The 12065-nt window shown below is 35.0% G+C and carries 13 protein-coding genes and 1 pseudogene; 3 read left to right on the top strand and 11 right to left on the bottom strand.

What is annotated here, in order from left to right; genetic code table 11:
• Positions 1-126: 126 nt before the first annotated feature.
• The gene (locus ACSBPO_RS03535) at positions 127-1119 is read right to left on the bottom strand and encodes a phosphotransferase enzyme family protein (RefSeq protein WP_442598703.1); all 993 of its coding nucleotides are present in this window, start codon (positions 1117-1119) and stop codon (positions 127-129) included.
• Between the two features lie 346 nt (positions 1120-1465).
• On the opposite strand from ACSBPO_RS03535, the gene ACSBPO_RS03530 reads away from it, so the two are divergent.
• The gene (locus ACSBPO_RS03530) at positions 1466-2707 is read left to right on the top strand and encodes an ATP-binding protein (RefSeq protein WP_442598702.1); all 1242 of its coding nucleotides are present in this window, start codon (positions 1466-1468) and stop codon (positions 2705-2707) included.
• 84 nt (positions 2708-2791) lie between these two features.
• The gene (locus ACSBPO_RS03525) at positions 2792-3907 is read left to right on the top strand and encodes an AbrB family transcriptional regulator (RefSeq protein ID WP_442598701.1); all 1116 of its coding nucleotides are present in this window, start codon (positions 2792-2794) and stop codon (positions 3905-3907) included.
• Between the two features lie 98 nt (positions 3908-4005).
• On the opposite strand, the gene ACSBPO_RS03520 is transcribed toward ACSBPO_RS03525, so the two are convergent.
• Positions 4006-4566 (bottom strand): sugar O-acetyltransferase, encoded by a 561-nt coding sequence (locus ACSBPO_RS03520; protein WP_442598700.1) that lies wholly within the window; start codon positions 4564-4566, stop codon positions 4006-4008.
• A gap of 115 nt (positions 4567-4681) precedes the next feature.
• A pseudogene (locus tag ACSBPO_RS03515) lies at positions 4682-5023 on the bottom strand (NUDIX hydrolase); the annotation flags it as partial.
• A 171-nt stretch (positions 5024-5194) separates the two neighbouring features.
• Here ACSBPO_RS03515 and ACSBPO_RS03510 point away from each other — a divergent pair.
• Positions 5195-5530, top strand: coding sequence for a hydrolase (locus tag ACSBPO_RS03510; protein WP_442598699.1), 336 nt, complete (start codon positions 5195-5197; stop codon positions 5528-5530).
• A 222-nt stretch (positions 5531-5752) separates the two neighbouring features.
• Here ACSBPO_RS03510 and ACSBPO_RS03505 read toward each other — a convergent pair whose 3' ends face one another.
• From ACSBPO_RS03505 to ACSBPO_RS03470, 8 genes are all read right to left on the bottom strand, one after another.
• Entirely contained in the window at positions 5753-6067 is a 315-nt protein-coding gene (locus ACSBPO_RS03505; protein ID WP_442598698.1) for a YciI family protein, read from the bottom strand.
• 66 nt (positions 6068-6133) lie between these two features.
• Entirely contained in the window at positions 6134-6655 is a 522-nt protein-coding gene (locus ACSBPO_RS03500) for a GNAT family N-acetyltransferase (RefSeq protein ID WP_442600303.1), read from the bottom strand.
• Positions 6656-6951: 296 nt separating this feature from the next.
• On the bottom strand, positions 6952-7971 hold the full coding sequence (locus tag ACSBPO_RS03495; RefSeq protein WP_442598697.1) for a DUF3231 family protein: 1020 nt from the start codon (positions 7969-7971) through the stop codon (positions 6952-6954).
• Between the two features lie 283 nt (positions 7972-8254).
• Complete coding sequence (locus ACSBPO_RS03490) at positions 8255-8758, bottom strand: cupin domain-containing protein (RefSeq protein ID WP_442598696.1); 504 nt, start codon at positions 8756-8758, stop codon at positions 8255-8257.
• Positions 8759-8819: 61 nt separating this feature from the next.
• Entirely contained in the window at positions 8820-9242 is a 423-nt protein-coding gene (locus ACSBPO_RS03485; protein WP_442598695.1) for an EamA family transporter, read from the bottom strand.
• 434 nt (positions 9243-9676) lie between these two features.
• Positions 9677-9946, bottom strand: a complete 270-nt coding sequence (locus tag ACSBPO_RS03480; RefSeq protein WP_442598694.1) for a 2TM domain-containing protein — start codon at positions 9944-9946, stop codon at positions 9677-9679.
• Between the two features lie 306 nt (positions 9947-10252).
• Positions 10253-11278 (bottom strand): LCP family protein, encoded by a 1026-nt coding sequence (locus ACSBPO_RS03475; protein ID WP_442598693.1) that lies wholly within the window; start codon positions 11276-11278, stop codon positions 10253-10255.
• Positions 11279-11608: 330 nt separating this feature from the next.
• The gene (locus tag ACSBPO_RS03470; protein WP_442598692.1) at positions 11609-11953 is read right to left on the bottom strand and encodes a lmo0954 family membrane protein; all 345 of its coding nucleotides are present in this window, start codon (positions 11951-11953) and stop codon (positions 11609-11611) included.
• Between the last annotated feature and the right edge of the window lie 112 nt (positions 11954-12065).

The raw sequence follows: 12065 nt of genomic DNA, 5'->3' as shown, positions 1-12065 counted from the left end.
TGTGGCGGTTGATAAATGTGGAAATGCGGTTAATAAAAGTTCAGGATCGGTTGATACTTCGGCCAAAGCGGTTGATAAAAAAAAATAGAAGTAGTCACCCTAAAATGACTACTTCTACTAAAAATATTACCTAACATATGAAAAAGAAGCACGATATTGGTCTAAACGATTCAATAGCTTTACTCTTAAGTTCGCTAGCCATTCCGGATGGTTCGCAGATTCCGCTATATCAACGGCTTTCAGCACTCTAGCAAAAGTAACTAGATTATGCATTCGTCTAAACATGGACAAGTCTTCTAGTAGACGAAAATCAAGTTTAGTTTCACTCTTATACCCTGAGATAAATGCTTGGAACGATTCATTATTTACATCTACTTCATCTTCAAAAAGATCTCTTAAGGCAAAGGCAATATCAGCTACATACCAATGATTCACACAATCATCGAAATCTAGCATTCCAATCTGCCCGTCTTTCCAACGCTGGTTATCTAGCTCGAAATCGAAATGAATCAAACCGAAATGATCATCAGAAACTTCTAATCTCTCTGCCCAATTTAAAATCTCGTTTAATTCATCTCTTGCAGCCGTTTCTTCAACCGGTAAAAGGTTTTGGACAAAGGATAATTGATCCCTCCAACTTTCGCGTTTTAAACGGTATTGTTCAGGCATCATTTTAATAACCTCATGAAGCTTTCCTAATGCACTTCCCCATGTAAAAAATTGTTCAAGCTCTAGCTCTTCTGTTTCAAATTGTTTGCCAGGTAGAGCCTCAAAAACAACCGCATAAAAAGTGCCTAATTCCGTTTCAACCGTTTCTATTAAACGGTCATTTTGTGATTTCACCGGCAGTGCGACTTTCACTGGCTGTTCACGAAGATATTCAAGAATCTCCATTTCAGCTTCCAGTAAAGCTAGATTTTTTTCAGAGGCATCACTGAATCTTAAAAAGTAGTGAACCCCTTCTCTCTTAAAAACAAAAAGAAAGTTGGCGCTTGCACGGAAATAGAAAACCTGTCCTTCGTCATACCCCCATCTTTCAAGAATTTTCTCTGCTAACGGGCTTTTCCATTCCTCATTCACTGTTTCTACTACTCTTTGCATCATACTTAAATTCATCATTTTATTTTCCTCCAGTATAGGTAATTTGAAAATATCCAACTGGATTGAATGTCATAGAAAAAGCCACAGGGTCAACAACCGTAACCCTGTGGCTTAAACGTTTTTTCTAATAGTGTTGTTTACTCTACACACGTAGGAGTAAGAGCTATTCCATTCAATTCCAAGGTTATCTTCATTTGGTTTTGCATCGTAAACTCTCACTCCCTTCTCTTAAATGTAAGGAAACTATACCATTAATTCCATAAATAGTAAATTATTATTTTTATCTATTTGTCATTTCCACCCATTTGTTATGTTGTATAATAATAAACGGTGTATGGTGTTTTAATTGAAAGGACGTTATCCCTTGTTTGAAACCTTACTATTAAACTTCTTATTTTTACTATTTCCAGTTGTCATTGTTTTAATATTTTTTGAAAACAGACCACACTCTTATAATAAAAAGTTATTGATACTCCTATCTACCCTAACGATGATTCTATGTATTACCATGCCAATCAAACTAAAAATTGGTTTCATTTTTGATTTACGATACATTCCGTTTATCATCGTCGCTCTCTTTGGAGGATATAAACATGTTTTCCCCCTATATGTTGTCTTAAATGTTTATCGTTTTTATATAGGCGGAGAAGGAACCATTCATTCCTTTCTTTTTTCAACATTGATCTTTATACTAGTTCCACTCCTCCATAAAAAGTTTATACAAATGGATTCCAGACATCGAATCGTAACTGCCACAATGGTTTCGTTTTTAACGATGGGACTTTACCTTACCATCTTAAGTATCATTTTTGGAAAGTTAACGAAGGAATTTTGGATTCTCACCTTTAATGCATTATCCACGCATGTTGGGGTGATGGTCATTATTATGATTCTAATCGAGCAAGTCAGAACCAATATTAAAAATCGTGAAAAATATCTACAATCTGAAAGATTAAATGTAGTCGGTGAGTTATCGGCGAGTGTTTCTCATGAAATCCGAAATCCTCTAACCGTTACTAGTGGATTTCTACAGCTATTAAATCAATCCAAAACCATCACACCTGATGAAAAAAGATACATAGAATTATCGTTACTCGAATTGAATCGAGCCGAAAAAATCGTTAGTGATTACCTATCATTCGCCAAGCCACAGTCAGAAAATATGGTGTATTCCAACTTAGAGGCAGAGGTAGAATATACGAGAAATCTGATTATTCCTTATGCCAATATGCATCAAGTGGATGTTCAATTTCATTTTCAAAATTCATTACATACCCATTACGACCGAAATCAAATTCAGCAATGCCTAATTAATTTATTTAAAAACGGAATTGAGGCAATGAAGGATACTGATGGTGGTACACTTTTCATCCATATATCGGAAAAAAAGCAAACGATTGAGATTAGAATACAAGACACTGGCATTGGCATGACAAAAGAAGAAATTGCACGACTAGGCAAGCCGTACTATTCCACCAAGGAGGAAGGTACAGGACTTGGTATGTTGATGGTTTACAGTACAGTCAATAAAGTAAAAGGGATTATCGAAGTGGAAAGTGAAAAGGGCAAAGGTACAACCTTTTTGATTAAAATTCCTGCAAGTTAAGTGAGGTAAATTCGTTTTTTTTATTTATAAGGTTATAATATATTGTTGAGTTATATTGAAAAACTTGTTAAAGAAGGTTCCATCATGAAAATTTCAGCTCTATCAGAAAATAAATTGAATCGATTTCTTGGAACACTAGTCATTGCCCTTATTGGCGGATTTCTTTTTAGTCTTATCAAGATCCCTGTTCCATGGCTATTAGGTTCAATGACTGCTATTTTGATCACATCGCGGTTCCGCCTTTTTCACTTTTTCACATGGCCCAGTTGGATTCGAGACATTGGATTGATCATTGTTGGGTATTCAATGGGATTATCTTTTACCAAAAGTGCTTTACTGCAAATGGTTGTCAAACTGCCATCCATGCTTGTCATGACATTGACCATTATCTTATTTGGAGCAGGGATGGCGTATTTCTTCTCTCGTCTTACTGGAGTCGATTATCCCACCGCTTTAACGGGGAGTATTCCAGGTGGTCTTTCGCAAATCATTACTTTTGCGGAAGAAGTAAAAAATATTGATATCACGACGGTCGCTTTTCTACAGGTGACAAGAGTGCTCATGATTGTCTTTTTTGTCCCGCTTCTGATCTTCTCTCCTTTATTTCCAAAAGGAGAATCATCTGTAGCAACAGATTTATTTTTAAAAGAACATGGGAATTTTTCCATTCCCTTATTCATTTTATTTATGTTGATTTCTTTTGTTTTTGCATTGCTGGGTAAAAAGATGAAATGGCCTACACCCTATTTACTAGGTCCAATTTTTAGTACAGCAGTTCTAAATATTATTGGGTTTGAAGGCCCTCCAGTTCCCTCCGCCTTATTAGTCATTTCACAGTTAATGATTGGCGGTTATATAGGACTGTTATTAAAGCCTGAAAAATTGCAACATAAAGGAAGAATCATCACATTGGCCTTATTAAATGGGATGGTTATGGTAGCTGCTTCATTTGTGTTAAGTTTACTATTTGTCCATTTTTACCACTTCACACCAGTGACAGCGTTCTTGAGCTTAGCCCCTGGTGGTGCGGACCAATTAGGGATCATTGCACATGAAGTGAATGCCGATCTTTCGATGGTAACCGGCTATCAGTTATTTAGAGTATTCTTTATCTACTTTGCTGTCCCACCCTTGTTAAAATGGGTATTGGTGATAAGTCAGCGAAAAAAGCAAAATAAACTCTCGGAAAAGATATGGTGAAAAGAGCATGCCAAATAGCCTTCCTAATTTTTTAGGAAGGTTTTATTTTTTTTGTTTACTTAGTTGTTGCCCAACTACCTTGCTTTTTAAATACTTTGCTATATATCAATCTGTTTTATTACTTTAGCTGGATTACCTCCAACGACAACATTGTCTGGTATATCTTTAGTCACTACTGCACCCGATGCGATGACAACATTGTTTCCAACCGTTACGCCTGGGTTTACTATTGCACCTCCACCAATCCATACATTGTTTCCAAATGTAATCGGTTTTGCATATTCTCTTCCGGAATTACGTTCATTTGGATGAATCGGGTGTGTTGCTGTATAGATTTGGACTCCAGGTGCAAGCATACAATTATTACCAAATCGCACTTCACATACATCTAAAATGATACAGTCAAAGTTTGCAAAAAAATTCTCTCCAACGTGTGTGTTGGACCCGTAATCACAGCGTATATTCGGCTCCATAAATACATTTTCCCCAGTTGAACCGAGTAGCTCCTTTAATAACTGTGTCCGTTTTTCTCCTTCGGTTTCTAATGTTTGATTATATAATCTTACTTTCCGTCTTGCTTCCTCACGTTCTTTTACTAATACAGGATCAGTAGGATCGTACATTTCACCAGCCAACATCTTCTCTTTTTCAGTTCTCAAAGTACCATCTTCCTTTTCTAAATGAATATATTGGTCTTTATATTTCCATTTTTTAAAATATAAAATGCTTACTCCACTATACTGCCCCTTTAATGCCTTAACACACTAATCTTTCAAGCTCCGATACTTTTATCCACTTGCTGTCAGAAATTTCATTTTCTACGAGATTTAAATATCCCCCAGTAACCTCTCCAATAAAATGAAATAAAATAACTTGATCGTTCGTACTACTAATAAAATTATATACACCAGTCGTGCCAATCAGTTTTACCTTAAACCCCGTTTCCTCTTTTACTTCCCTCAGAGCTGAATAGAGAATGTCCTCACCATATTCAATATGTCCACCCGGAAAGTTCCATTTATCCAAAGCAGTAGGTTTACTTTCTTTAATAATCAAGACTTTATCATCAATAAAAATTGATACACTCGCTACTAAAACAATTCCATTTTGCGACATCCATTTCACCTCAATTTCTTTAGTACATTGCAGAACGATAAAAATATGTTTATACCCTACTTATTTAAAAAGAAAATGTATGGTTAAACCACTTAATTTGTCCAAGCTATTGCTATTTTCCTTCATAAAGTATTCTGTAAGTAAATATTTTCGAAGGGAGGAATTATATATATGGGAAGAGAATATCGCTATAAGGAAAAAAATTATGACAATTCTCATGAATGTGAAGAATGTATGGAACATGAGAAAAAGGAATATGGAAAAAAAGAACATGAGAACAAATGTAAGGGATGTATTTGTGACCAGTTAAGAAAACTGCAACCAGGAACTGAAGTAGATTTATTTTTATCTAACGGTGCACGCATTGAAGATGTAGTATTTGTTGCTTTTAATGACAAAAATTGTTGTGCTTTCTTTACGGGACTTGAGAATGAACCGCCTGGTTCAACTCTTATTGTGGATTGCAAACGAATCGATGCGATTAATATTGAAGGTAGAGAATGTTAATTCATACCTTTAACTAATATTTAAATCCCTTCTTTACGCAAGACCAAATTTTTATCAATTGAATTTGGTCTTGTTTGTTTATTATGCTCCATTCATGTTTGCAGGGTCATGATTGGTTTTACTTTACAGAATTTATTGCAGAAACCCCTCAAAATGAAGGGAGCCAATGCCTTTGTCACATTTGCCCCATTTACATTTTATTTAGGATGAGGATGAAGAGTGTTATTTCGGTAACACAGCCTTCATTGGATAAACTTCCGTTTTTAAAATTCCTGCAATAACGCCAGGGTCATCTGCGATGAGCGTTGGGACTTGCTCTGTGTTCTCAACTTCAACAATAACAATTCCGTGCGGGTCATTCGGATTTAGGACTGGTCCGAAAACCACAACAATCCCTTGATTTAGCTTGTCCGTCCAGTAGCTAACATGTTGCCCCATGATGCTCCGTTCTTCTTCGGTCATGTCTTGAGAAAAAGTTGTTCTCGTTGCGATGATTTTCAACAAAAGGTGCTTTTTTTCCGAGGTATTACCCGACATATGAAAAACCTCCATTAGCTACATTTGTATTTTTATTGTCATGATTCACCGTTAGTTGATTTGTGTTTAAACAAATTTATACATAAGAATATCATCTACATATATGTCCTGACTAAACTTTACTTCTTTAATTTTACGTCCCTCTTCTATAAATCCCATACTTTTGTACAATGCGATAGCACGCTGGTTTGTTGATAATACACCTAAACTAACCTTCTCAATTAGTGGGTTCTGTTCGGCCCAATTTAAGAGTTCTTTAATAAGTAGTTTTCCAATCCCTTGATTACGATACTCTTTTTTAACCATTGCAGTAAAAGAACCAGTGTGAGAAAGCCTTTTGGTACTGTTAGATCGAAAGACAATCATACCAACAACTTTCCCGTTGATTTCAGCCACAATTAATTGTTTTCTTTTATTCTCTAAGATTTCCCCAATCCAGTTTCTTAATTGTTCTGATGTCTCTTCAAACTCTTCTATTACGGAAATCATATACTCATTTTCTAAAAAAACCTCTTTTTCAAGTTCTAACACAGCTTCTGCATCATTTATATTTCCTGTTCTTAAGGAAATTTGAATAGGATTTATCATCATTATTACCTCAGTTATCCTTGTTTTTTTGTAATACAATTCCACACATATGAAGTAGATACCTTCTTTCCCAACCCACTGCGTTTGTTCCATTTAGAAAAAGTATCATCAAATTGCATGGAGACTTTTTTGAATATAATTGTATTAGCTGTAATAATGATTATCTTCTTTATTATTTTAATGGGTGTTTTTTGGAATGAACCTTAAGGTGAATTCCCCTATAAAGGTCAGAAAAGCGATCCTTCGTTATTGAAGAATCGCTCTATTCCTTAAGTATCATTTTTAATGTCGTTTTATCATTGATTCTTTTTCCTTATTAATTCATCTCTATCAGATGCCATAGGAGGTTGTTCCAACCATCCATTTTTTATCATAATATTTGCTCCATCTTCAGCATACAACTGGATTTCTAAGGATAGCCTGTTATACATGGCATTAATATCAGCTCTTGGACTTTGACTGATAGCTGTACCGTAAAAACCTATACTCAAACCAATTAAACCAGATGTGAAGAACATCATTAGTTTATCAGAAAACGTATAGGTTGTACTATTTGTTATTTCTGAATCCCACCCCATAGGTGACGGAAGTTTACTCTCCTCTAACTTACCTCTAAATAATTGAAAATGTTTATTTCCAATTTCTAATCCTTTTAAAAAGAATTGTTTTATATCCTTACCTTTTGCAACCTGACTAAATCCAGTAAGAGCCGCAACTCCCAAAGCATTTCTTTGGAGATTGGCAAATAAATTGTCTACTTCAGCAGCTGTTAATGGTCTTTTCTCGCCAAACACATCAAACATAAACCATTGCTTTTTCACAAATTCAACCTTCTCTAAATTAGGTATGTTAGGAGATCTAATAAACAATCCTTTAGATAAAAGTAATTCGGTTGATTTTTTATTTAATTCCATTGTTTCAGTAAGGCAATCCATATAATAAGTTTTAATGTCATCCCTTACAGATGTTGCTACGCTCGCAGCATATGAGGTAAGTCCAATCTTAGACATTTGGTTTATAAAATTAAGGACAAAACTGTCAGAATAAAGTCGAGGAGCAGTTATGTCAACATCCTCTTCTATTTTAAAACCATATGGAACAACATTCTTTTTCTCAGTTAAAATATCTGTAATTTTTTGAATATGTGATTGAGATAACTCTAGAGCAAATTTAATGATTGGCTTAATTTCATCATCCTCAGCCTTTTCTAAAAAATACGAAAGAACACATATGCTTGAACTATCATTTAAGTATTGCATCCAAAGTTGGGCAATCTCACCTGCTGTTAGCCGGATCTGGCTTCCCTTTTCCTTCATAAGTAACCTCCAAAAAAGATATACTAAAATATACCTTCCCCATAAATTACCTATAATATGTATTAGTTACACCAATCCCCTGATGTGCAAAATTAGTAATGCTATGGGAACATTCTAGCTTAAACTCCTTCCGTTATTGCTTAAAAATGATCATGTTATTAGAGGCTATATATATTAAATTAATCCCAATAAAAAGAAGCCTATATCTTTAGATTACTTAGTAATCTTAGATACAGGCTCTATATTTTGACAACTGCCTTAATTTTAAAAGGCCACTGAATTCTTAACTCTTATCTTTTGATTGATAAGCCATCTTTCTGATGATTTTCTCATGTTGAGGATACAATTCCAGTAACTCCTCTTGGTCAAACAATTCAAAGTCTTCAAAGTCAAATCCAGGTGATACCATACATCCTACTAAGGAGAAGGTGTCTTCTTCGTGAACTGAGGAACCAAATATCGTATTTTTAGGTACTAATACTTGGGGAACTTCCCCTTTTTCAAAATTTAGACCTAACTTCATTTCTTTGTATTCTCCACTTTCATCGATTACATGAACCGTTAAGGAGCTTCCTCCATGGAAATACCAAAGTTCATCCGATTTTAGTCGATGAAAATGAGAGATATCATTGGATCCTAAAAGAAAATAAATACTAGTGAAAAGTTTACGCTCCTTGATACCTGGAATGACAGCATCCGAGGCATATGTACTTTTATAATAGCCTCCCTCTGGATGGGGAAGGAGTCCAAGATTGGTGATCCAATATTGCGCATTTTTTTCGATCATAATGAATACCCTCTTTTTAGATTTAAGTATTTCATAAAAACCTTCTTTTGTTAACCATTTCTCAAGCCAATGCCACAATAATGACTCCCACCGCTATGAGACCAATACCAATCCCACCTAATAAGCTGATTTTTTCACCTAAAAATAGAACAGCAGCTATCGTAACAATGACCACACTAAGTTTATCGATTGGGGCGACTTGAGAAACCTTTCCATACTTTAGAGCTAAAAAATAGAAAATCCATGATGTTGCCCCCGCCACTCCAGTCAAAGCAATATAAAAAAGGGATTTTTTGTCCTCGAAAAGAATCGGAATTTTATTCAAATTACCTTGAAAAATTACTACCAAAATAAGAAACAACGACATAATAATCGATCGGACCGCAGTAGCAGTATTAGAATCAACCGTTTTAAGTCCCATCTTCCCAAAAATCCCAACCGCCGCTGCCGTCACAGCGGATAAAAGGGCATAGACTAGCCACATATAATAACACTCCTAGATAGGCTTATTAAAAATAGTGTAAACCTAATAGGTGGGAAGATATGTATGTTTGTGAATTTTGTACTCGAGCATTTCTCCCTGAAAGTCGAGTATATATTTTTCAACTCGGTCATTTCCCCTTGGAAAGTCGAGCATTTATTTTTTAACTCGAGCATTTCCCTTCGAAAGTCGAGCATTTATTTTTTAACTCGAGCATTTCCCCTCGAAAGTCGAGCATTTATTTTTTAACTCGAGCATTTCCCCTTGAACGTCGAGCATTTATTTTTTAACTCGAGCATTTCCCCTCGAAAGTCGAGCATTTATTTTTTAACTAAAGCATTAATTGGATGCTATTTCGGTTGATTAAATGGAAAAACCGGTTGATAACCTAAATAAATAGGTACCAACCGGTTCTGATTATTAATTTTATTGTAAGTTTACTGGTCTTTGTCCATATATTCTTTGATTTTTCTTTCTTCCCAGGCTGATCCGAAGTTGCCATATGCAAAAGTGGATATACCATGGGCTAAAATCCCAATTCCCCAACCACCTAGTGGATATAGGAACCACCAATTGCCAGCATCTGAACTAAGGTTAATGACAAAAAGTAAAATATTCACTAAAATGTAGAGCGTTAAATGTAGGTAAAACGCTTTAAGCATTTGCACTTTTTTCTTCGCTCTTAAATATTTTTCATTCTTTTCCATTTCTTCATCTCCCTCACAAATACAAAATTACCCATTTTATTAAAATTATACCACCGCTAGCTCGTTTAAGGGGGAATAGTTTTTACTCATAATTCTTTTCGAAGTCTTCTTCTGTCAAGTTGGATTGATTCTCTGTTTTTTGAATCTGAACCATTAATTTTTCTATAAAATCAATTTGTAATTGGTAGTGCGCAAACATGTTTTCATTTGATAAAATGCTAGTTCATCGGTAAATGGCTCATATTCCTCATCATATAAATAGGATTATCGTATTCTTCTAGATTTCCTAGCATCATGTATTCTCCTTTATCTTACATCCGCATTCGTTTCAAAGTCATGATCCTGGTCTAATCCTAAACTTTCAAGAAGCTTTTCGTGAACTTCTTCTAATCCCTCTCTTGTCGGAATAAAATAAGACCCTCCGTTTACCCTCTGATCTTGACCTGCAATCGCCAGAGATTGGATAGATGATCTATTTATTTTAGAGTACCGTCTTTGAAGATCATATATTTCTTCTGCGGTTAAATCGGATTCCACGTGTTTGCCAAGAATTTCTGATATTTTGCCAACTTTTAAGATGGTTTTAGTTGAAACAGCTTGATCGACTAAGGCATGTAAAAATTGTTCTTGTCTTTCGTCTCTTGTATACGTTGCATTGACGGCTCTTTTTCTCATACGAACAAAGGCAAGGGCTTCTTCTCCGTTCAAATGAGTCATTCCCTGTTCAAAATGAATTTTCTTGTTATCGTCAAAAATGTTTTTTTCCCAAAACCCTTTCTTTATATCGATATCCACACCACCTACCGCATCGACAATTTCACGAAAACCGTCAAAATCAATGGCAATAAATCGATCAATAGGTACATCTAATAATTTTTCAATTGTTTCAATTTGAAGTTTAGCTGCACCATATCCAGTGATCGATCCATAGGTATAGGCTGAATTGATTTTATGAATGCCCGTATATTCGCCTGCATTGTCAATCATCACTCTCGTATCTCTTGGAATCGTGACCATCTTCATTTCATTGGTATCGGGATTCAGCGTTACCACCATCTGTGTATCCGCACGCCCATCCTTGCCATCTGTCGAATACTTTTCAACGCCTAATAGCAAAATTGAAATAGGCTCTTTCCCAAATATTACTTCTTCTTCCCTAAGTTCCGACTTATTTCCATCTCTTTTTAAATCTACATAAGTATTATTAATTGTTTCATTTGCTTTATAAATTAACATGGCTCCATATCCTACTACTGATAAAATTAATACCCCTAAGATGAGCAAGATTGTCTTTTTTTGGCGTTGCCTTTTACCTTCTATTGTTCTAGTCAAAATGAGTGTAGCTCCTTTTTATATAAATCTTCCTATAATATAAAACGTTTTAATCTAGTAAAAGGTTGCATTTTCATGTAAAAAAGTGAGGAGATTCCTAGTTTAAGTGTTCTCCGGATAGTAAAGAAAGAGCCTCCAGTTAGGAGGAGGCCCTTGTTGTACGATTAATTTATTTTCTTTTTATCCTTACTCATAATAATGATTTCATAAGGATCGTTCCTTACAGTTTTGGTTCTTTAATCTGTCTTTGGCAATAAAGACTTGTTTTTACCGTATTGGTATTTTATAAATGGATTTTCTACAATTCATGCCCCTGCGCCAATCGAACCATTATTTCACGATTTCATTCCATTGCTTTTCAAAATTTACAAATGAATCATTGTCTTCTTTACGGGTTTCAACTTTTGTTTCATTCCATTCTTTATAAACAAGGTATAAAACAAATGCGGCCCCAACTGCCATAATAGCAGGGATGTGATGGAAAATAGCATTTAGAACAATGAACCCAATAATGACCAAGAAAATTTTCTTACCCGTAGATTTTGTTTTTAAGAACTTTTTAAAAATATAATAGAGCAATCCTAAACCGATTAGAAGTCCAATCATCGGACCGATTGTATGAAGTAAGATGATAGCTGCAACCCCACCAACTATTAATAAACCAAGTTTTTTCATTGTTTTTTCCTCCTAATGTTATCTTGATTTCATCTTACCTTTTTTTGTTATTTCATATAATTGAGCTTAAGCTTGATTTTTATATAAGACTTGAGACCTAGGGAAGGTAGTA

It is taken from the genome of Neobacillus sp. D3-1R, assembly GCF_052180215.1.
In the GTDB taxonomy this organism is placed as follows: domain Bacteria; phylum Bacillota; class Bacilli; order Bacillales; family Cytobacillaceae; genus Pseudoneobacillus.
Note: the sequence above shows the minus strand (reverse complement) of the source record. Positions and strands in the feature narration are given on the sequence as shown.